The sequence below is a fragment of the Sphingobacterium sp. UBA1897 genome (assembly GCF_002337775.1).
Taxonomy (GTDB): Bacteria; Bacteroidota; Bacteroidia; order Sphingobacteriales; family Sphingobacteriaceae; genus Sphingobacterium; species Sphingobacterium siyangense.
Genome location: NZ_DDGR01000018.1, coordinates 322278 through 343574, shown reverse-complemented (window position 1 = coordinate 343574; position 21297 = coordinate 322278). Strand labels below are relative to the sequence as shown.

Below are 21297 nucleotides of genomic sequence, written 5' to 3'. Positions count from 1 at the left end.
AAAACATTACTGTTTATATTCATTAATCTTCGCCATATATATCGATGGACGGATACCCGTTACACGCGTAAAAATATTGCTAAAAGAAGACAGCTCATTGTACCCTACACGCATGGCTATTTCTAGAATGGAATAGCTATTCTCAGACATCAGTTCCAGAGCTTTCGCAATTCGTATGGCTCTTAAAAAACGGATATAACTAATCCCCATATCTTCTTTAAACAACCGTGACAACGAGCGGCTGCTCATACCAAAGCGCACAGCAACCTGTTCAATGGTAAATGCTTGATCAATATTGCTATTCAGATATCTCGCTACGCTCCTGAGTTTTTCACTTTTAGGATAAGGATGCTGCATCGGAAAAGCATCTATTGGTGAACTCGTATCCGGAATAATCGCCATCATCGCACGCAAGAGACAGTACTTTGAATAATCAGCCGTTTTGCTGATCCCTCCGCTCCAATCCTGAGCAAATAAAAACATTTCACGCACCAGATCATTGCTTAGAAATATATTTGGCGTTGAAAGTACGGACGGCATATGCTGCTTCTCCTTGAAATAAAAACTATATAGCGGAATACGAGAGCTTGTACTTTCCAGATGATAAGTTGTATTTGCCGGAATCCACATATAAAACCTTGCTGGCAAATACCAGTGCTTTGTTGTTGTAAACACATGAATAATACCACCGTCAGCATAGAGCAGCCGCGCCTTTTTATGTTTGTACTCACGAGAATCGATACGATCGACATACATATGGTCTACATAAAAATCATATTGGTCAGCATCAATAGCTACAAGTTTTTCCTCTTCCATAACTTAAAATTACACTTTTCCTACAACATGGCGCAAATGAACATATATCCGTCCGACTATACAAAACAAAACGTTTCTATTCCACAGTATCTTTGTACAGCCATATGCTCATGCTCTCAGAGGAAGTTTGCTCGTATTCCGGGTAACCCTGATTAAGTAACATACAAAAACAGAAAAATTGCTACTCCGAGTACATCATAAGCGGAACTGAATACTGGCACAACGGACTTTAATTAAATTTTTAAAAGTCTCCTACAACATCGGATCAAATAAAAAGGCTCAACTGTAAATTTAGATGATGCTAAAAGTACACAGTTCGCCTGTGTTGACACACTATAAACACATAAAGCAGACTATTAAAATTACGCAATCAAAATAACAATGAATAAAGAAGATAAAAAAGACAAAACAAAAGGATTTAATAAAATGCTCGTCATATTTGCCAGCCTATTATTATTGACCGGTATCGGCGTCTTAGTCAGACACCTTATTTTTACCAATCAATATGTAACAACAAATGACGCACAAATTGATCAATACTTGACACCTATTGCCAGTAGGGTTTCTGGTTTTATCAAGGAAGTACGATTTGAGGAAAACCAATATGTACATCGGGGCGATACCTTATTAATTATAGATGCCAGTGAGTATCAAACAAAGGTTGATATGGCGAATGCCGAGCTCCAAAGTAGCCAGAGCAATGCTGAGGTAATCAGCAAAACAGCCAATGCAACAGCCAATAGCATTTCTGTTCAAAAGGCAAGATTAGAAGCGGCAAAAGTAAGTGTATGGCAGACCGAACAGGATTACAAGCGATTCAAGAATTTATTTGAAGCAGAGGCTGCGACCCAACAACAGTACGATAATGCCAAAGCAGCATATGATATAGCATTGGCACAACTGCACACTATAATCGAAGAATATAATTCAGCTCAACTAAACACCAACAAAGAAAAAACAAGCGAACTACCGGCAAGAGCCAATATCAATATTAAAAAGGCCGCAAAAACAAATGCACAGCTTTTTCTTTCGTATACCGTAGTTACAGCACCTTATGATGGCTTTGTTGGAAAACGAACCATCCAAGCAGGACAATATGTAAAGGAAGGTCAGACACTTGCCAATGTCATTAGTGAAGAGAAATGGATCAACGCTAACTTTAGGGAAACTCAACTCGAAAATCTTGCAGAAGGCACTATCGTTACTATACAGGTCGACGCTTTTCCCAAACTCAGTTTTAAAGGAAGAATCCACTCATTTTCTCCGGCATCAGGTTCCAAATTTGCCCTGATACCACAAGACAATGCAACCGGAAATTTCGTAAAGATTGAGCAACGGATTCCCATTAAAATTGTATTTGATCCAAATCAGGATCTCAAGAAATTACGTGCAGGTATGAATGTCGTTGTCCATGCCGCCCATCAATCCTAATCGCCCATGAGTACGAACAAATCTTTATACTACAGCTGGGTACCCGAATGGATAAAACTCCCGCTAATGATCGTAGCGATGTTCCCACATCTCATGCTAATGTCGCTCTTCCATTCCAATACGGCATTTACCGCTTCGGCACTGGATATTGAAGCTGAGGATATTCAGTATTTTCTATCCTTGATGTATGGTGCCATTGTCGTTACCTTACTCATATTTCAACGGCTGTTTTCGTTTTTTAGGGTAAGGACATACATACTCTTGACCTGTAGCCTCTCCATCCTTATTCTACTCGGTATTTCACTTACAAGAGACCCTTTCCTTATTGGTATTCTCCGCGTGATCGAAGGTATTTTCTGTGTGTTGGAAGGTGCATGCTTTCTTCCACTGCTTATGATGCAGATTAAGCATACCAAAAGCCGAACGATCGCCTATTTTTTCCTATATACCTTTATGCTTACAGGATCAACTTTAACGACATCCTTACTCAAAGAAAGCATAATGGACTATGGATGGCAAGATATGATCCATGTCGTACTCTATTGGCATTTGATAGTGATTGCAATAGCCTTGCTGTTACTCAACAATAATCGCTTGGGTAAAAAGTTCCCACTCTATCAACTGGATCTGGCCAGCTGTCTATTTTTATTGATATCATTGAGCTGCGGGGCCTACGTTTTAATTTATGGTCGCAAATACTATTGGTTTGAATGCTCCAAGATCACCATCAACTTCGCACTTTTCCTTATTTTCGGAGCACTTTTCATCATTAAACAGCGGATTGTCAAAAGACCGCTGTTTCATTTTGAGATCCTCAGATACAAAAATGTGATCTTTGGTGTTATCCTATTTTTTCTCTTTTATATTATTCGCAGCTGTCTCAATAATGTATACACAGTGATGGCTACCGTATGGAAGTGGCCCTGGCATTATATTGTTGATGTACAGTACATCAATGTCCTTGGTACAATACTGGGTGTTGGCAGTTCAGGATTCTTACTCCTCCGCGATGTATCTCCTAAATATATCTTTGGTTTTGGCTTTTTGATATTGGCGACTTCATGTTTTTTATTTGTACCTATATTTTACCCTGATACCACAATCTGGGCAATCGGGCTTCCTTTGTTTATTCAAGGAATCGGACAAGGATGGCTTTTTACACCACTGGTTATTTATATTTTGACAGGTGTAGAATCCCATCATGCTGGCAATGCAGGCCTCATGGGCACAACCGTTCGGTTTTGGAGTACGAATGTCGGATTTGCACTTATTCAAAATGCCAGCTATACACTAAATCAAAAGCATTATATTCAACTCGAACAGACACTGAATACAAGCAACCCACTGACAATAAACTATTGGAATACATTAATGGACAAATATACCGGAATATATGGAGATCAAATAGCAGGTCGTATTGCAAGCAAAAGTATTTCGGGAACCCTAAGTCAGCAAGCATCACTAATCAGTAACATGGAGATATTTACTTATCTGGGAATCCTGGGAATGCTGGTCACAGGGCTAATATTTTTATTCGGCCCAGCCAAAACACTTTTCATGCGCCTAAGAATCCCATACTTGTAAATGAGGCAGCTAAATCTCCTATATACAACTTTCATGCTTTCGCAAGCAGTAACAGCAATGAAAGCGAACCGAAGATTCTTTCGGCCTAATAAACCAAGTATCACGAGCTCATTGATGCCTTCATAAAAACAATACGAATCAATTAAACTGGTTCTTTCAAAAAAAGGGGCTGTTTGCAAATCAATGCAGACAACCCCTCTTTGGTATCTCGTACTTAATCTATTTAAGCATCAAATTCTTTAAGAGCTTTTTTCACACGTGCTATGACCTCGTTTTTACCGAGCAATTCAACAATCTGAAAGACATCTGGTCCAAATTTACCGCCTACCAACATAATCCGGAATGGCATCATCAGCTCACCCATTTTCATTCCCGATGCCTGAATCGCATCTTTGAAGAAAGGCTCCAATTCAGCAGCTTTCCACGTATCAAATCCTTCGAATGACTGGTTTATACCCTCAAAAAATGCTGTTTTTTCAGCAGTCCACTTAGGCTTCACAGCATTCAAATCATATTCCGCAGGTTGCAAAAAGAAGAAAGACGCCTGACTCCAAAAGTCCTCAACAAAAGTTAAACGCTCTTTCACAGCATCCAATACCCTGCTCACGTAAGCTTCATCGGCATCTACTTGATGATCTTCCAATACTGTTTTGATCTTTGGCAACAAGGATTCTGTCGACGTGCGTTTAATCCATTCATGGTTGAACCATTTTGCTTTTTCAAAATCAAATTTCGCACCGGCTTTACTGATACGGTCAACACCAAATTTCTGAATCAATTCATCTAAGGAGAAAAGTTCCTGTTCGGTGCCATCATTCCAACCTAACACGCCGAGCATATTGACAAAAGCCTCGGGTAAGAAGCCCATCTCACGGAATCCTTTTGTTGTATCGCCAGATTTAGCATCGGTCCAGTTCATAGCATAAACAGGGAAACCCAAACGATCACCGTCACGCTTGCTTAGTTTACCGTTTCCATCTGGTTTAAGGATCAATGGAAGGTGCGCCCAGCCTGGCATACTATCCCCCCAACCAAGGTATTCCCACAATAAGATGTGGATAGGTGCCGAAGGCAACCACTCTTCACCACGGAATACATGCGATATTTCCATGGCCTTATCATCTACAACAACAGCGAGGTGATAAGTCGGCATGCCATCTGCCTTAAGCAATACCTTATCATCGACAAGATTTGTATCAAAAGCAACCTTTCCACGGATCATATCAGTGAACGATACCGTTTCATCAGTTGGAATCTTTATACGGATGGTGTGCGGTGTGCCCGCATCCAATAATTGTTGAGTTTCAGCGGCAGACAAACTCAATGAATTACGTAATTGAAGTCTGTTCTCGTGACTATATCGAAAATTAGGCTGTAACTTACGCTGCTCATCCAGCTCCTCTGCTGTGTCAAAAGCATAGTAAGCATAACCATTCTCAATCAGCTGTTCAGCATATTTCCGGTAAGATGGTTTTCGCTCACTTTGACGGTAAGGTCCGTACTCGCCTCCTTTCAATGGGCTTTCATCTGGAGTCAAACCACACCATGCTAAGCATTCGTTGATATATTCCTCAGCACCTGGGACAAAACGAGTTTGGTCCGTATCCTCGACACGTAAAATAAAATCTCCCTGATGCTGACGCGCATAGAGAAAATTAAACAAAGCTGTACGTACCCCACCAAGGTGAAGACCACCTGTCGGGCTTGGTGCAAAACGCACTCTTACTTTTCTTTCTGAACTCATGGCGCAAAATTACCACAAAATTTTTGATTTGGGCGGCACGATAACCTCATCAATGAAATAAAAGTGCAGAAAACAGACATTTATTCAGTAATTTGCAAATGAAGGACACGAATACGGAATCATGAAACCCTATCAGATTAGCCAGCAACGCTGGAAATTTATCTTGCTTATCTTTGCAGCAGTCATTGCTGTCGCCTCCCTGGTTTATACCAATTACCTCGTTCGAAATCTTGCACATGCCGAACGTTCGAAGGCTGAGGTATGGGCTATGAGTACCAAAAATATAATGACCATGCCCGACGTTGATGATGAATTCATTACATTTATTTACGCCGTAAGAGACAGTCTAAATTTACCCGCAATTATTACTGACGACAAGGAAGACATCATTTTCTGGCGTAACCTCGATTCCACAAAGACAAATATTAAACCCGGACACAACGACAGTGTTACAAAACATCTCGATTATGATCCCGTTTATTTTCAAAAACAGCTTGCGTTTATGAAGAAAAGCCATCCGCCTATTACGTTGGAATTGGAAAATGGACAAAAATGGCATGTGTATTATAAAGATTCATGGTTTTTGCAACAGTTAAGGGTGTTTCCTTATGTACAACTATCGCTGATTGCCCTCTTTCTCATTATTGCTTATACCGTTTTCAATTCTATCCGGAAATCTGAACAAAATCTCGTTTGGGTAGGGCTAACAAAAGAAGCCGCACATCAATTGGGTACCCCTATTTCATCGTTGATGGGTTGGTTAGAATTGATTCGCATAAAATTTGATGCCGAAGAAGATGACACCCTAAATGAAATGGAAAATGACATTAAGCGACTTGAAATCGTCGCCGACCGCTTTTCAAAAATAGGATCTACTCCCGTGCTGACTAACCATAACCTGTATGATGTCATCAAAAATTACATGGATTATTTTCGCATACGAACCAGTAATAAAATTGCTTTCGAATTAAAAGGAGACACACATCTTGAAGCACAGCTTAATATTCCACTCTTTGATTGGATTATCGAAAATTTATTGAAAAACGGAGTAAATGCCATTGGCACAGAAGGAAAGATAACTGTTAATATTTCAGAAAATATTGCGAAAGAAGAAATTTTTATAGACATTAGTGATACGGGCAAAGGAATTCCGAGATCTAATTTTGAATCTGTTTTCCAGCCGGGGTTCACAACACGGAAAAGAGGTTGGGGGCTTGGCCTTAGTCTGACAAAAAGAATGGTGCGGTACCACCAGGGGCAAATTTTTGTAAAAGAATCTGAAGTAGGTAAAGGAACAACATTTCGAATAATCTTAAAAAGCAACTTAAAATATGAAGCCACTCAAATCTGACGAATATCCAGCGGTCTACGCGCCTTATATTGAGACTGTCGTCGATAATGTGTTCGATGCACTAGAAGAACAAACGCTCTCCTTTCCAGCATTTCTGGACACGATACCAGAGGAAAGAGGTAATTTTAAATACGCCGAAGATAAGTGGACAATCAAAGAAGTTGTTGGCCACGTCATCGATAATGAGCGTATCATGGCTTATCGGGCATTGCGTTTTTCACGTAATGACCTTAAAGAGCTCGCTGGATACGACCAAGACTACTTCATTCAGTATTCCCGTTACAACGATCGCACTTTAGAAAGTCTGAGTAAAGAATTTACTTTTCTTCGCAAAGCGAACATGATGCTTTTCAACAGTTTTAATGAGGTTGAATTGGAACGTAAAGGGATGGCATCTGAACGGCTAACAAGTGTAAAAGCACTCTTGTATGTCATTGCTGGTCACCTCAATCATCATCGCATCATTATTCAAGAACGTTATTTAAACTCAGACGATGTCAAAAATTTGGTTTCAGCATTACAGCATTGAGGAAATAAACGTATTTTTCAACAAATACCTATCGGGTCTGCTCGAGATTCAAGCGACAGAAATTGATGACAACTCCATCACGGCGACCATGCCGGTAACAGATAAAGTCAAGCAACCACATGGTATTTTACATGGCGGCGCTTCTGTCGTTCTGGCGGAGTCTTTGGGAAGTATCGCATCTAACCTCGTGGTTGATCCAGAAAAATACCGCGGAGTTGGACTTGAAGTAAATGCCAATCATATACGCCCGGTAAGTAGCGGCGTAATAACAGCAAAATGTAGCCCAATACACATTGGTCGATCCACACATATTTGGGAAATAAAAATGTACGATCGCTTCAACAAATTAAATTGTATCTCAAGACTTACAGTAGCTATCGTTCCAAAATAACGATAACTATACGACTCTTGCTAACTCGATTTATCACCACGTTCCAATTACAATTCGACAATATTTATACGCAAAGAAGGATAAATTTCACAATTTATCCTTCTTTTTTTTGTCAATTAATTATCAAAATCCCCCAAAAATATGCCTTTATTTATTTCCAATATTCAAGAAATTTAAGTAGTCTTGTAGGATGGATACTTTAAAAATCAGTAATTATGAAGCGCAATCGTTTGTTCATTCCTTATTCCTACTGATTTACCAATCCTCGAACGATAACTTAACTAAATATAATAAAACAAAACATGACCACTAATCCTAACGTTGGTAAAACAGCTTTTCGCCCTATGGCCATCTGCTGTGGTTTATTTTTTATCCTCGGTTTTATTACCTGGGCAAACGGAACCTTAATTCCATTCTTAAAAATTGCTTGTAACCTCGAAACAGATTTGCAAGCTTTCTTCGTAACCTTTGCTTCCTATATTGCTTATTTTTTCCTAGCACTTCCAAGCTCAGTCATCATTAAAAAAATTGGTTTCCAAAATGGTTTAGTTGTCAGTCTTATTATATTAGGTTTAGGATCTTTGATCTTTATTCCTGCGGCAGATAATAGAAGCTACGGCCTATTTTTAACAGGAATTTTCATCCAAGGTTCAGGAATGGCATTATTACAAACAGCCGTTAACCCTTACTTAAGTATTATTGGTCCCATTGATAGCGCTGCACAACGTATTTCAATAGCTGGATTTTTCAATAAATCGGCTGGTATCATTGTACCTATCCTTTTCGGAACACTCTTTTTAAAAGACGCTCAAAAGGTAACAGCAAAATTGGAAGCAACAACGGATCTTGTCCAAAAGAATGCGATCTTAGATGATCTTCTTCAACGCGTACATACTCCATACATCTCGCTAGCAATTATATTCGTTGCCTTCGCAATATTCTTAAAGTTCACACACCTGCCTGAGGTCGATGTGGATGCAGAAGAAGAAACCAGCGCAGAAAGCGGAACTGTGACAGCAAAGAAAACATCGATATTTCAATATCCACATTTGTTCTTGGGAGCTTTGGCAATCTTCTTCTGTGTGGCCGTCGAAGTTATGGCGGGAGATATCATTGGCGTCTATGCACGCGAACTGAAAGTTGATCCTTTCTTTACAACCTATGCAACAGCATTTACACTCGCTTGTATGTTGATCGGTTATATTATTGGTATTATTTCTATTCCAAGATTTGTATCACAACAAATGGCCTTACGCATTTGCACAATCATTGGCATCACATTCACCATTATTTCTGTTTTTACGACTGGTACAACTTCATTTATATTCGTTGCCTTGTTAGGAATCGCTAACTCCCTCATGTGGCCAGCGATCTTCCCGCTAGGAATTAAAGGCCTCGGAAAGTTCACGAAAACAGGGTCAGCCATCATGATTATGGGTATTGCAGGTGGTGCTATATGGCCTTTGATCTACGGGCTGTTAAAAGATCATTTACATATTGATTTTCAACATGCATTCCTATATGCAATGATTCCGGGCTATCTATACATTATGTTTTTCTCTATAGTAGGCCATAAAGTTGGCAAAACGAATTAATGTAAATCCATCTTATATTTTAGGAAAAAAGGGCATCTAAAAAATAGATGCCCTTTTTTCTTAAAATTCTTCCTATTTTTAGGAGATAGATGCTGTAAGAGCCATTAAATATTACAGCCATGCTATAATCAGATTTTCTGTTTTTCAACAGGAGAAATAGAAGTTATGATCAAATGCATATCAAGCGCATATTGAACCACAGGATTAAGCATACAACAAACAAACAATGATACAGATGAAAAAGAATCTTTTTGCAATTGCCATTGCCGCAACAATGATGTTTACGGTCAACGAATCTTTTGCTCAGCTAAAGCTACCTGCAGCAAGTAGCTCACAGACAGTTACACAAGGTTTAGGTATTGAAAACGTAACCCTTAATTACAGCAGACCTAGCGTGAACGGTCGTAAGATTTTTGGTGATCTTGTTCCTTACAACGAAGTATGGCGCACAGGTGCAAATACAAATACCACATTAACTTTTGAAGGGGATGTTGAGCTGAATGGACACAAGCTTTCCGCCGGAACCTATGCTCTTTTCACGATCCCCAACAAATCGGAATGGACGATCATTATCAGTAAAAACACAAAACAATGGGGCGCCTATACCTATAAACAAAGTGAAGATGCTTTGCGCTTCAATGTGAAACCTCATACGCTGGCAAATCCAGTAGAAACTTTCAGCATTTCTTTCGACAATGTTACGCCTACAGGTGCTGTATTGAGTTTGGCTTGGGAAAAAACGTCAGTAAAGGTTGATCTCAAAGTCAATCAACAGGCTAAAATATTAGCTTCCATCGACGAAGCTATGAAGGGCGAGAAAAAACCTTATTTTGCCGCAGCCCAATATTACTTCAGTAATAACTTAGATCTAAATAAAGCGCTAAACTGGTATGACGAAGCCGCCAAAGCTCAACCTAAAGCTGCCCACGTCCTTTATTGGAAAGCAAAAGCTCAATTAAAAGCTGGAGATAAAAAAGGTGCAATAGAAACTGCAACGAAAGGTCTTGAAGTTGCCACAGCAGATAAAAATAGTGAATACATCAAATTGAACACACAAGTTATCAACGCTGCAAAGAAATAGGTATTTATAGCTAAAAAATGCCCCCAGAAAGTATCTCACTTTTTGGGGGCATTGCATTTAAAGCCTTTTTTATAAATCGGCTTTTAGTTTTATAGCTCGTCTTTTAGCAATTGCTCAAGTTCTTCTGGTGAAACGTTCATATTGACATTTCCGTCTTTCGCAAAAGAGATCTCACCGGTCTCTTCAGAGACAATAACAGCAATCGCATCCGAGATTTCCGTCACCCCAATAGCAGCGCGATGGCGTAGTCCGAATTGCAGCGGCAAATCCTCACTATCCGACAATGGTAGCACACAAGATGCTGTCATAATCTTAAAATCAACAATAACGACTGCTCCATCATGCAAAGGACTATTTTTATGAAAGATACTTTCAATCAGGCGCTTCGAAATATGGGCATCGATATACTCACCACTACTCTGATAATACTCCTCATCAAAATATTTTGAAAAAACCAATAAAGCACCTGTCCGTGTACGCGACATGCTTCTACAGGCTTCAATAACCGGTTTTAAGTCTTCCGTCAAATCCTTTTGTATAGCTTTCTTATTCCCGATAAATGACCAAAAAACTTTTTTCCGTTTCATGGATATGTTCTTCCCAACGTGCAGTAAGAATCGCCTGATTTCCTGTTGGAACACGACAATCAATGCGATGGACCCTACAGATATAAAACCGCCGAATATCTCGGTCAGCAAGCGCATATGCATCTGCTTAACGACTATATAAACACCATAAAACAGTGCTACACCAATCAGGATATTAACAGCAATGGTCCCTCTAATCAAACTATAGATATAGTAGATAATAATCGCTACCAATATGATATCAATAACGTCCAATAGGCGAAAGCCGCTAAACAGGCTATAGTCGATTCCATCCATATATGCAAGTTAAAAAAAAATAGATATTATTTGTATTTTTACAACATAACATACAGGAAAATGACTAGACTTTCAGTAAATATCAATAAAATCGCAACGCTCAGAAATTCCAGAGGCGGCAATAACCCTAATCTAGTATCTGCGGCATTAGCCTGTGAACGTTTTGGAGCACAGGGCATCACTGTCCACCCGAGACCTGATGAAAGACATATTCGCTATCAGGATGTTTTTGACTTAAAAGCAGCAATCCAGACCGAACTCAATATTGAAGGAAATTGCCAGGAACAGAAATTTATTGACCTTGTATTGGCCAATAAACCAGCACAAGTAACCTTAGTGCCAGATACCGAGGGACAATTGACCTCGAATCATGGCTGGGATACCATTAAGAACAAAGCCTACCTACAAGATATGTGCAAATTGTTCAAAGATGCAGGTATACGTGTTTCTATTTTTGTTGATCCGGTTGAAGAAATGGTAGAGGCTGCGGCAGAAACAGGAACAGATCGCATTGAACTTTACACAGAAGGTTTTGCCACGGAATATGGCTTTGACAGGGAACTCGCTATAAAACCGTATTTCAAAGCTGCATTAAAAGCACGTGAAGTCGGTTTAGGTCTAAATGCGGGCCATGACTTAGATCTCAACAATTTGCAATATTTCAACCAACATATCCCTGAACTCCTGGAAGTAAGTATTGGCCATGCCCTCATCTCTGATGCACTATACCTAGGATTAGAAGAAACAATCAAACGTTATCTGGCTTGTTTGAAGTAATAGCATGTTCGGCGAAGAGCGCTAACTTTATAAATGAGCTTCTTGTGATCTACCGAATTGCACAAAAATGCATCAATAGAAAAGGGCTTTCTTAAACGAAAGCCCTTTTTATTACCCCAAAAATAGCGGTACTATTGCTGAACTTGCAATTATTAATGAATTCCTTTAAAGATACGGTTCCAGCGAATTTTCGAAAGTCCTGTACCAATGTCATCCCAGCTCATCCAAGTAAATAAAGCCTTTCCGACAACATGATCTTCGGGAACAAATCCCCAGCCCCTTGAATCCAGGGAATTATGGCGATTATCACCCATCATCCAAAAGTAATCCATTTTAAACGTATAATGGTCTGCTTTCACATCATTGATATAGATCCCATCCGAACGTTTTTCTAACTTGTTATTCTCGTAAACACGGATAGCTCTTTCATAAATGGGCAGAGTCTGTGCATTTAATGCCACTGTCCATCCTTTCTTCGGGATTAAAATCGGTCCAAAATTGTCAAAATTCCATTTGTATTGTGGATCATACGGATAAGCTCCTTCTCCAACAGGATTCCTTCTGATTTCTTTGACATTCGACCAAGATTTTACAATGGCTAGTTCATCTTTTGTCATGAACAACTGATAAACGCCAGGCTGCTGATCGCCACCGACCGCTTCTATTCTCAACTCCCGTAATCTATCCATATTTAATGGGGTACCATCCGTTAATACAAGATAGTCCAATTGGCTTTCTGGAGGATCAAATCCTGGTTGATCGTTCACAAAGAGTTTAGCATCTTTCATGAAAATCTTATCGCCAGGCAATCCAACACAGCGTTTAATATAGTTCTCCCTCTTATCGATAGGTCTTGCCTGAATTGTAAACTGAGAATTGATAGTCTGCCAACCATAAACTCGAACAAGATCATAATAACTTGAATTTTGGTTTTCAAGCGCGACAGTGTCACCCGCAGGAAAATTGAAAACAACGACATCATTACGTTCAATTTTTTGAAATCCTGGCAAACGTTTATAAGGAAGCTCAATCAATTCAGAATACGCTTTCCCGCCAGTGATGGGCATCGTATGATGCGCAAAAGGGAAGGCAATCGGCGTGTTGGGAACACGGGGGCCATAATTTAACTTGCTTACAAATAAGAAATCCCCGATCAACAAGGTACGCTCCATAGATCCTGTTGGAATCATATAAGCTTCAATCAGGAAGCCACGAATAAGCGATGCCGCTACGGTTGCAAATACAATGGCATCTGCCCATTCGCGTACCATCGATTTCTTGTACGGATATTTAATTTTATATTCTTTATAAGATTCAAGTGCAATTTCGGCACGCTTCTCTTCAGTCAATTCAAGACCTTCTTGGCTTGCAGCCTTTAAATTCTTAGCATATAAGCCATTCAAAAAACGTACGTTATTGTCCTTTGCCCACATTGGCAGAACAATAAAAGGTACTAAAACTGCAGCAGCATTCTCCCAAAAACGGCGTTTTCCAAAACAATGGATAAAGTCAAGGTAAAGATTATAGAAAACAAAGACATTGACGATCGGTACGAGCAATAAAACTACCCACCATGTAGGTCTTCCTGTCAATTTCGCCTGAATATACTGGCTATAAAAAGGTACGATTGCTTCCCAGCCATTTCTGCCAGCTTTAACAAACAATTGCCACAGTCCATATCCCGATATTGCTGTTAAAACCGCAAATATAATTAAGCCCATAATCTACTTATTAATACTATTTATTAAAATCAAAAATTTCAGTAACCTGATAGAAACCTTTTTTGCCATTCAACCATTCAGCAGCAACTACAGCTCCTAAGGCAAATCCATCGCGGCTATGTGCGGTATGCTTAAACTCAATTTGGTCAACCTCAGAACTATAAAGTACCGTATGTGTTCCCGGAACCTCTTCGATACGATGACTTTCAATTAAAAGCTCCTGTGGTTTTGGAATAATTTCATCCTGATCACCAATAACCGTATTCACCCAGTTAGTTTTCACATCGCTATTATCCAATATCCCCTCAGCAATCGTAATTGCTGTACCACTAGGTGCATCCAGTTTGTGAATGTGATGTATCTCCTCTACCTGGACATCATATTGTTTGTACGGCTGTAAGGCCTTCGCCAACATTCTATTGATATGGAAGAATACATTCACTCCGATGGAAAAGTTAGATCCATACAAAATGGAACCATCAGCCTCCAAACACTTCGCCTTAACTTCCTCCAGTTGATCATACCAACCGGTTGTTCCGACGACAATAGGTACACCTGCCTCAAGGCAAAGATTCATATTATCCAGTGCCGCGAAAGGTACACTAAAGTCTATTGCGACATCAGCCCCTTTGATATCATCAGCAGTCAGGTTAGGACGATTATGTTCATCGACAACTAAAAAAATTTGATGGCCTCTTTTCAGCGCGTATCTTTCGATAATCTGCCCCATTTTGCCATATCCCAAGAGAATGATGTTCATATATTTAGAAAAAAAAGTATAGTTTATTTTTAAAATTAAAAAATTCCAATGAAATACCCATGTTTAAAAACCACAAACATCAATCTGAACGAGCAGTGTATATGCAATATTCACTAAAAGACAAATTAGATAAACCCTGATCAACAATCATTTCCAATCGAAATATCCACCTTAGGAATACGGAAATTAATTGAATTTCATGGTCAATTTAAGTCCTACAGTAGGTTTAAATGAATAAGTTCCCGACGCAAGACTCGCATCCATTAAAGTAGGTCCAATTAAGAAAGCAGTCTTTTTGGGTTTATCGTCGCCAATGCTCCAGCGATATTTAAGCATCGAGTCAATATAAGCCTCTGCGACATTCAGGCCATAAACACCTAACGTAAGCAGCACCATGAGGTCTCGATTTCGCCGCGCATTATCTTTTGCTCGGATGATAGATTGGTCTGAGATTCCGATGTAATAAGGATCAATAGGCTTACCAAGAGCTTTGTCCTGTAACACCCCCAGTAATTCCTTATAATAACGGTTATTAAAATCAAAAACAAGTACGGTTGTTATTAAGCCACCATAGATTGCAGGCACTTTTATCCACCAAACGCCACCGTTGGTATATTGTCCCCAGCCTGGAAGGACCAAAGAACGTTTCCAAGCCTGTTTATTTTTTGCTTCAATAGCCAAGCGTGTCGAATCCTTGAATACAACCTTCTCTTTCGCCTTAGCCTCCTCCTTCTCCCGTTTTTTACGTTCCTTCCGAGATTCCTTCTTTACGGTATCCTGTACCGATTTTTGCTTTATGCTATCTATTTTGACGGGTGTTATTTGTTTCTTAGGAATTGTATCCACAGTCTGTCCATGTACCACCGACAGTGCAAACACCGCAAATATCAAGCTTATTAACTTGGCCATATTACCAATCTAACAATTCAAGAATGCGACTTAAATCATCTTCCGATTCAAAAGGAATCTCAATTGCTCCTTTTCCTTTTGTACTCTTCAGATTCAATTTGACGCGAGAAGAAAATTTCGAAGCCAGATCATCTTCAATCTTCTGCAATTGAAAAGACATCGGAGCTTTATCTTTCCCGGCTTTTTTCTTACCGCCTTTTTGTAACTCACGAACCAACTCCTCCGCCTTACGAACGGATAAACCTTGATCAATAATCAACTTAAAGATATAAAGCTGTTTATCAACCTCAGGAATATTAATCAAGGCACGAGCATGTCCCATGGTCAATGCTCCATCACGTATTGCCGCTTGAATGACAGGTGGGAGTTTTAATAAACGGAGATAATTTGTAACAGTAGAACGGTTTTTACTGACTCGCTCCCCCAATTCTTCCTGTTTTAGATTACATTCCTCAATCATGCGCTGAAAGCTCAAGGCTACTTCAATCGCATTTAGGTTCTCCCGCTGAATATTCTCAATCAGGGCCATTTCCAGCATCTGCTGGTCGTTGGCGGTACGGATATACGCTGGGATTTCGGTAATACCGGCCAAGCGAGAAGCGCGGAGACGTCGCTCCCCGGAGATCAACTGATAATTACCGTCCGAAATTTTACGTACGGTAATCGGCTGAATTAATCCTTGTAAAATAATTGATTCCGATAACTCCTGTAAGGCAACCGGATCAAATTCCGTACGCGGCTGAAAAGGGTTGACAGATATTTCTTCTACACGAACATGGCTGATACTGCCATTCTCTTTTGTTGTTTTTACAGCAGTTGATGTAACTAGAGGAGCCTCTTCCACTTGCTGATTACTTTTAGCAGGAACTTCTACACTATCGTTTAATAGCGCACCTAAACCTCTTCCCAGTCCTGTTTTACGCTGATGTGCTGCCATATTATGCGGTTACTGTTTTATTCATTTCATTAAGATGCCCGTTTTTCTGTAAAATCTCGCGTGCCAAATTCAAATAATTAATTGCCCCTTTGCAGGAAGCATCATGCATGATAACAGAAATTCCAAAGCTTGGAGCTTCGCTCAAACGGGTATTTCGCTGAATAATCGTATCAAAAACTAAATCAGTGAAATGTGTTTTTACTTCCTCGACCACCTGATTTGACAATCTTAAACGAACATCATACATGGTCAACAAAATTCCTTCGATCTCCAAACTTGTATTTAAACGGTTTTGAACGATTTTAATTGTGTTCAACAACTTACCAAGTCCTTCTAGGGCAAAGTATTCGCACTGTACCGGAATGATGACTGAGTCTGAAGCAGATAGTGCATTGATTGTAATTAAGCCTAAGGAAGGCGAACAATCGATGATAATAAAATCATAATCCTGTTTCACCTGATCCAAGATCTTTTTCATCTTGTACTCCCTTTCGTGCATATTGATCATCTCAATTTCTGCCCCAACCAAATCAATATGAGCGGGTAAAAGATCCAAATTTGGTGTTTCTGTTGATTGAATCGCCTCACGAGGATCCAAATCATTTACCAAACATTCGTATACACTTGCGCTGATTGTACGAGGGTCAAAGCCAATCCCAGAAGTAGAGTTTGCTTGGGGATCTGCATCGACCAACAATGTTTTATATTCTAAAACCGCCAAACTAGCCGCCAAATTAATTGACGTTGTGGTTTTTCCGACCCCACCCTTTTGATTTGCGATTGCAATTACTTTTCCCATCTTGAATGAAAACCTTTCTTAATTAAAATGTCTTTTTATACTACATTTCACTTTTTTGAAGATCAATTTGCCAAATTTTTTATCCGTAATTCAAATTAACAAAACAAATTCAGCATATTTCGTACTTTTGATTGATCGAAAGCACATATCCTCAGGATGCTAAGATACAAAAAATCAAGATATGTATCCACTTTGAAACTGCGCTTTTTATAAGTATCAACAACACAATGATTTTAATAATATCCGGAACAAACCGTCCCAATAGTAAGACGTTAAAAATAGCAAAGTGCTACCAGCAATTACTTGACCGTAAGTCAATTGAAAGTGACATCTTTTCGTTGGAAGATCTACCAGCAAACATTTTAGAAACAGATCTTTATGGCAAAAGAAGTACAGCATTTGAACCTATCCAAGAAAAGATCAGTAAAGCGGATCTGTTTATTTTTATCGCACCAGAATACAACGGAAGTATACCAGGAGCGCTCAAGCTTTTTATCGATTGCTGCACTTTTCCGATCAGCTTTTATCACAAGAAAGTTGCATTGGTCGGACTATCTTCGGGACGCTATGGCAACCTCCGCGGCATCGATCATCTGACCGGCATATGCCACTACTTAAGAATGCACGTGCTTCCCCTCAAGATCTTTCTACCCAATGTTCAGAACGAACTGAATGATGAAGAGCAGTTATTCAAAGAAGATACGCTGCAATTTATCAACGAACAGATTGAGGAGATTATCCGGTTTTAATACGCTAGTTTTAGTAGCCACGATAGCGAATTCACCCTAAAACTAATCCTACTCACGAACAGTGAAACAAGGATTCTGTAGCGTGAAACAAGCATAAAAAAACAAAGGGCATCACAAAACCTGATACAAAAAAAGCCTCCGGCAAACACCGGAGGCTTCTTTAATTTCATACGCTAATCTAATTCTGAAGACAAGCAATCCGGGATCTAATAGCCGAAGATCTCTTTAAGATCCAGCTTTTTAACCTCGCCCAGTTTCGCAAGATCTTCTGGCTTAAGACTTTCTTCCTTCGCTACAATACAGTAAACGTACGGCTTTTGACTCATTTCTTTCTTGTGGAAAGTATTTAGATCGCCATAAGTTAATTTTGGCGCTTGCTCATAGACAACTTTACGAATATCAGTTGCATTTCCCAAACGTTGTGCAGCCAGATAACTACCTAAGATAGAAGCATTCAATACACGTTCACTGGCAATTGATTTTTCCAGACTTACTTTAGCAATATCCAGACCCTTAGCACTTTCTGGCAACACATCCAGCAACTCATTCATGCCTTTAATCGCATCGTTAAATTTATCGGCCTGCGTCCCAACATAGGCTCCAACAGTATAGTGATTTTCCTTTTTATAAGGCTGTCCGTAATAAGCATAAGTTGAATAAGCCAATGCTTTTGATTCACGGATAGTCTGGAAGACAATACTTCCCATTCCGCCACCAAAGTAATTATTAAACAATGAAACAGTCGGTGTTAAGGCACTGTTGTATACTCCTGAACTTCTATACCAAAACACTTCAGCCTGCTTCATATCGAAATTAGCAAAAAGGACCTGGTTCTTGTTTGTTGGCAATTCTGCAAACACGACCGCCTTTTTCGCCTGAACATACTCTCCAGCACCTTGTTTCAAAGGTTTCGCTTTCGCTACAAATTCCGAGGCAGTTAACGGGCCAAAATAAAGCATCGTATGTTTCATATTAGCCAAATCGTGCAATGCCTTCACCAAATCCTCCGCTTTTAAAGCATCCAATTCCGCATCTGTAAACACATTATTAAACGGATTTTTAGCGCCATATTTAGCATAAGATTTTAGGCCTTCCATGATCGCGCCCTTGTTTTCTTTCGCATTTGCTCTCGCTTTTTTGAGACGGGCAATATACATTTTGAAAGCCTCCTGATCAGCAACACAATTACGCAACAAATCCTGAATCAAGTTCAATGTAGCCGTAAAGTTGGAATTCAAACCTGAAATCGACACCATGGTTTCCTCATTTCCTGCAGACACCGAAAAATCAGAAGCCAATTGATAGAAATCCTTGCTGAATTGCTCACTGGATTTGTCTTTTGTACCCAAAAACTCAAGATAGCCCGCAGCCAATGAAAGTAACTTATTGCTCCATTTTCCACCATCAAAACGATAAGACAGCGAAAACAGCTCATTATCTGAGTTCTTTACAGCAAGTACTGGTAAACCGTTCGCTGTAGCTTTCTGAATATCTTTATTATAATCGACCCATACCGGTTGGATTTTATCCTCTGGCATTGCTTCAACCCGCTTCAAGAACTCAGACTGGTCATCACGATTCACCGTTACAGGAGTAATCTCAGGTTTAACAACTTTAACAACATTATTATCAACGCCCTTACGCTTATAAACAACTACATAATTATTGTCATTCAAGTATTTGTTAGCAAAATCCACTACATCTTGCTTGGTGATTTTATTTAATTCATCCGAATAGCCCACAACAGACGCCCAATCCTGACCCGAAGTAAAGGCATCCATCAATGATTCAGCCCGGTCACCATAACTTTCATTCTGTTTGATTTCATCTTTCTTCGCGTTGTTGACAATGGCTGTAATCAAATCATCCGAGAATTCACCTTTTCTCAATTTCGCCAATTCTTGCAACAACAGCTGTTGCACCTCTTCCAAGCTCTGTCCCTGACCAGGATTACCCTGCAACAGCAGCAAAGAGTAGTCTTTTAACACATAAGGAAAAGCACCTGCACCTAATAATTTTTGATTCTTCACCAAATCCAGATCAATCAAACCAGCAGAACCATTTGTCAAGATCTGACTCATCAGATTAAGCATACGGGCATCCTTTGTCGCAGCCCCAGGAAAACGGAATCCCATTAACATAAATTCAGCATCCGGACCTTTAACCTCGCGGACAACAGGAGTTAAAATTGGTTTCTCCGCATCAAAAGTATAGGCCGGAACTTCTTTCGCCTGCATAAAAGCAAAAGTCTTATCCACCTTTTTCACCACCTCGGTAGGGTCAAAATCCCCCGACATAATAACCCCCATATTATTAGGGACATAATAGGTATGAAAATATTCACGAATCGCTTTCAAAGACGGATTTTTAAGGTGCTCTACCGTACCAATTGTCGTCTGCTTTCCGTAATTATTATTGGGAAACGCTGCTGAAAACATCGACTCCACAGCCTTACGATTATCTTTATCCAAGCTGATATTTTTCTCTTCATACACAGCTTCCAGCTCAGTATGGAACAGACGCAATACCGGATATCTAAACCGTTCTGCCTGTACAGCAAGATACTTATCCATTACATTACTAGGAATTTGCTCCTGATAAACAGTCTGCTCAAATGAAGTGAAAGCATTGGTACCTTCCGCTCCCATTGATGCCATCAATTTATCATACTCATTCGCAATAGCATATTTCGCAGCTTCTCCAGATACTTTATCGATTTCCTTATAGATTGCTTTCCGTTCGGTTTCGTCTGTTGTACCATTGTATTTCTCATAGAGCGCATCAATCTGATCTAACAAAGGTTTCTCCTTTGCCCAGTCTTTAGAGCCAAATTTATCCGTTCCTTTGAACAACATATGCTCGAGGTAATGAGCCAAACCGGTGTGATCTTTCGGATCTGTTTTACTCCCCGCCTTTGTTGCAATGTAAGTTTGAATACGTGGTTCTTTTTTGGTCGGACTCAAAATCACAGTTAAGCCATTTTTTAGCTTATAAAACCGTGAATGTGTAGGATCGTTGGTTACATACTTGTAGGTGTACCCCCCCTCAGATGCTTCTTTCCAATCAAATTTGGTGTTTTGGGCAAACAAAGCACCCCCTGCTGTTGTTAGTGCAAACGTAACAGCAGTAATTCTAAATAGGTTTTTAATCATATTTCCTTTTTCTTTTCACTTCAAACTTAGATAAATTGCTTTTTATATGCAATACAATTAAAGACATAAACAATAATTATTTACCCA

18 protein-coding genes are annotated in these 21297 nt (G+C 39.6%); 9 read left to right on the top strand and 9 right to left on the bottom strand.

The annotated features are described in order from the left end of the window. Positions 1 to 6 precede the first annotated feature (6 nt). The gene (locus tag B4N43_RS09735; protein ID WP_075994467.1) at positions 7 to 816 is read right to left on the bottom strand and encodes an AraC family transcriptional regulator; all 810 of its coding nucleotides are present in this window, start codon (positions 814 to 816) and stop codon (positions 7 to 9) included. Between the two features lie 381 nt (positions 817 to 1197). Here B4N43_RS09735 and B4N43_RS09730 point away from each other — a divergent pair, with 381 nt between their 5' ends. Together B4N43_RS09730 and B4N43_RS09725 are read left to right on the top strand one after the other, a co-directional pair. Then, positions 1198 to 2247 (top strand): HlyD family secretion protein, encoded by a 1050-nt coding sequence (locus B4N43_RS09730; RefSeq protein WP_088163199.1) that lies wholly within the window; start codon positions 1198 to 1200, stop codon positions 2245 to 2247. Between the two features lie 6 nt (positions 2248 to 2253). Beyond that, positions 2254 to 3831, top strand: a complete 1578-nt coding sequence (locus tag B4N43_RS09725; protein ID WP_145329015.1) for an MFS transporter — start codon at positions 2254 to 2256, stop codon at positions 3829 to 3831. Between the two features lie 223 nt (positions 3832 to 4054). On the opposite strand, the gene gltX is transcribed toward B4N43_RS09725, so the two are convergent. Next, entirely contained in the window at positions 4055 to 5575 is a 1521-nt protein-coding gene (gltX, locus tag B4N43_RS09720) for a glutamate--tRNA ligase (protein ID WP_145329013.1), read from the bottom strand. 121 nt (positions 5576 to 5696) lie between these two features. On the opposite strand from gltX, the gene B4N43_RS09715 reads away from it, so the two are divergent. The 5 genes from B4N43_RS09715 to B4N43_RS09695 all read left to right on the top strand — a co-directional run bounded on the left by B4N43_RS09715 (position 5697) and on the right by B4N43_RS09695 (position 10522). Further along, the gene (locus tag B4N43_RS09715; RefSeq protein ID WP_075994471.1) at positions 5697 to 6926 is read left to right on the top strand and encodes a sensor histidine kinase; all 1230 of its coding nucleotides are present in this window, start codon (positions 5697 to 5699) and stop codon (positions 6924 to 6926) included. Next, a complete protein-coding gene (locus B4N43_RS09710) occupies positions 6907 to 7455 on the top strand; it encodes a DinB family protein (protein ID WP_088163202.1) in 549 nt (182 codons plus the stop codon). The genes B4N43_RS09715 and B4N43_RS09710 overlap by 20 nt, the downstream gene beginning before the upstream one ends. Further along, positions 7421 to 7846, top strand: coding sequence for a hotdog fold thioesterase (locus B4N43_RS09705; RefSeq protein ID WP_046673622.1), 426 nt, complete (start codon positions 7421 to 7423; stop codon positions 7844 to 7846). The genes B4N43_RS09710 and B4N43_RS09705 overlap by 35 nt, the downstream gene beginning before the upstream one ends. A gap of 302 nt (positions 7847 to 8148) precedes the next feature. Further along, positions 8149 to 9441: a glucose/galactose MFS transporter gene (gene gluP, locus B4N43_RS09700; protein WP_286734390.1), complete on the top strand. Its 1293-nt coding sequence runs from the start codon at positions 8149 to 8151 to the stop codon at positions 9439 to 9441. A gap of 235 nt (positions 9442 to 9676) precedes the next feature. Next, on the top strand, positions 9677 to 10522 hold the full coding sequence (locus B4N43_RS09695) for a DUF2911 domain-containing protein (protein ID WP_088163797.1): 846 nt from the start codon (positions 9677 to 9679) through the stop codon (positions 10520 to 10522). An 89-nt stretch (positions 10523 to 10611) separates the two neighbouring features. Here the strand turns inward: B4N43_RS09695 and cdaA are convergent, their stop codons facing one another. Continuing rightward, positions 10612 to 11406 carry a diadenylate cyclase CdaA gene (gene cdaA / locus B4N43_RS09690; RefSeq protein WP_046672648.1) on the bottom strand — a complete coding sequence of 265 codons (795 nt, stop codon included), beginning with the start codon at positions 11404 to 11406 and terminating at the stop codon, positions 10612 to 10614. A 60-nt stretch (positions 11407 to 11466) separates the two neighbouring features. On the opposite strand from cdaA, the gene B4N43_RS09685 reads away from it, so the two are divergent. After that, positions 11467 to 12183, top strand: a complete 717-nt coding sequence (locus B4N43_RS09685; protein WP_286734388.1) for a pyridoxine 5'-phosphate synthase — start codon at positions 11467 to 11469, stop codon at positions 12181 to 12183. Positions 12184 to 12335: 152 nt separating this feature from the next. Here B4N43_RS09685 and lepB read toward each other — a convergent pair whose 3' ends face one another. The 5 genes from lepB to B4N43_RS09660 all read right to left on the bottom strand — a co-directional run bounded on the left by lepB (position 12336) and on the right by B4N43_RS09660 (position 17309). Then, entirely contained in the window at positions 12336 to 13904 is a 1569-nt protein-coding gene (gene lepB, locus B4N43_RS09680; RefSeq protein WP_088163205.1) for a signal peptidase I, read from the bottom strand. Between the two features lie 16 nt (positions 13905 to 13920). Then, entirely contained in the window at positions 13921 to 14664 is a 744-nt protein-coding gene (gene dapB, locus B4N43_RS09675; RefSeq protein ID WP_075994478.1) for a 4-hydroxy-tetrahydrodipicolinate reductase, read from the bottom strand. A 186-nt stretch (positions 14665 to 14850) separates the two neighbouring features. Next, positions 14851 to 15573: a DUF5683 domain-containing protein gene (locus B4N43_RS09670; RefSeq protein WP_088163206.1), complete on the bottom strand. Its 723-nt coding sequence runs from the start codon at positions 15571 to 15573 to the stop codon at positions 14851 to 14853. Position 15574: 1 nt separating this feature from the next. Next, positions 15575 to 16510: a ParB/RepB/Spo0J family partition protein gene (locus B4N43_RS09665; protein ID WP_075994480.1), complete on the bottom strand. Its 936-nt coding sequence runs from the start codon at positions 16508 to 16510 to the stop codon at positions 15575 to 15577. A gap of 1 nt (position 16511) precedes the next feature. Next, on the bottom strand, positions 16512 to 17309 hold the full coding sequence (locus B4N43_RS09660; RefSeq protein WP_070561294.1) for a ParA family protein: 798 nt from the start codon (positions 17307 to 17309) through the stop codon (positions 16512 to 16514). Between the two features lie 227 nt (positions 17310 to 17536). Between B4N43_RS09660 and B4N43_RS09655 the strand changes: the two genes are divergently transcribed. Next, positions 17537 to 18058 carry an NADPH-dependent FMN reductase gene (locus B4N43_RS09655; RefSeq protein ID WP_286734384.1) on the top strand — a complete coding sequence of 174 codons (522 nt, stop codon included), beginning with the start codon at positions 17537 to 17539 and terminating at the stop codon, positions 18056 to 18058. 206 nt (positions 18059 to 18264) lie between these two features. Here the strand turns inward: B4N43_RS09655 and B4N43_RS09650 are convergent, their stop codons facing one another. Beyond that, positions 18265 to 21210 carry a M16 family metallopeptidase gene (locus tag B4N43_RS09650; RefSeq protein ID WP_286734382.1) on the bottom strand — a complete coding sequence of 982 codons (2946 nt, stop codon included), beginning with the start codon at positions 21208 to 21210 and terminating at the stop codon, positions 18265 to 18267. Between the last annotated feature and the right edge of the window lie 87 nt (positions 21211 to 21297).

What these genes read in the sequence shown, in the direction of transcription:
- B4N43_RS09735 (WP_075994467.1), bottom strand. Translation starts at nt 816, where the DNA reads ATGGAAGAGGAAAAACTTGTAGCTATTGATGCTGACCAATATGATTTT.
- B4N43_RS09730 (WP_088163199.1), top strand. Translation starts at nt 1,198, where the DNA reads ATGAATAAAGAAGATAAAAAAGACAAAACAAAAGGATTTAATAAAATG.
- B4N43_RS09725 (WP_145329015.1), top strand. Translation starts at nt 2,254, where the DNA reads ATGAGTACGAACAAATCTTTATACTACAGCTGGGTACCCGAATGGATA.
- gltX (WP_145329013.1), bottom strand. Translation starts at nt 5,575, where the DNA reads ATGAGTTCAGAAAGAAAAGTAAGAGTGCGTTTTGCACCAAGCCCGACA.
- B4N43_RS09715 (WP_075994471.1), top strand. Translation starts at nt 5,697, where the DNA reads ATGAAACCCTATCAGATTAGCCAGCAACGCTGGAAATTTATCTTGCTT.
- B4N43_RS09710 (WP_088163202.1), top strand. Translation starts at nt 6,907, where the DNA reads ATGAAGCCACTCAAATCTGACGAATATCCAGCGGTCTACGCGCCTTAT.
- B4N43_RS09705 (WP_046673622.1), top strand. Translation starts at nt 7,421, where the DNA reads ATGTCAAAAATTTGGTTTCAGCATTACAGCATTGAGGAAATAAACGTA.
- gluP (WP_286734390.1), top strand. Translation starts at nt 8,149, where the DNA reads ATGACCACTAATCCTAACGTTGGTAAAACAGCTTTTCGCCCTATGGCC.
- B4N43_RS09695 (WP_088163797.1), top strand. Translation starts at nt 9,677, where the DNA reads ATGAAAAAGAATCTTTTTGCAATTGCCATTGCCGCAACAATGATGTTT.
- cdaA (WP_046672648.1), bottom strand. Translation starts at nt 11,406, where the DNA reads ATGGATGGAATCGACTATAGCCTGTTTAGCGGCTTTCGCCTATTGGAC.
- B4N43_RS09685 (WP_286734388.1), top strand. Translation starts at nt 11,467, where the DNA reads ATGACTAGACTTTCAGTAAATATCAATAAAATCGCAACGCTCAGAAAT.
- lepB (WP_088163205.1), bottom strand. Translation starts at nt 13,904, where the DNA reads ATGGGCTTAATTATATTTGCGGTTTTAACAGCAATATCGGGATATGGA.
- dapB (WP_075994478.1), bottom strand. Translation starts at nt 14,664, where the DNA reads ATGAACATCATTCTCTTGGGATATGGCAAAATGGGGCAGATTATCGAA.
- B4N43_RS09670 (WP_088163206.1), bottom strand. Translation starts at nt 15,573, where the DNA reads ATGGCCAAGTTAATAAGCTTGATATTTGCGGTGTTTGCACTGTCGGTG.
- B4N43_RS09665 (WP_075994480.1), bottom strand. Translation starts at nt 16,510, where the DNA reads ATGGCAGCACATCAGCGTAAAACAGGACTGGGAAGAGGTTTAGGTGCG.
- B4N43_RS09660 (WP_070561294.1), bottom strand. Translation starts at nt 17,309, where the DNA reads ATGGGAAAAGTAATTGCAATCGCAAATCAAAAGGGTGGGGTCGGAAAA.
- B4N43_RS09655 (WP_286734384.1), top strand. Translation starts at nt 17,537, where the DNA reads ATGATTTTAATAATATCCGGAACAAACCGTCCCAATAGTAAGACGTTA.
- B4N43_RS09650 (WP_286734382.1), bottom strand. Translation starts at nt 21,210, where the DNA reads ATGATTAAAAACCTATTTAGAATTACTGCTGTTACGTTTGCACTAACA.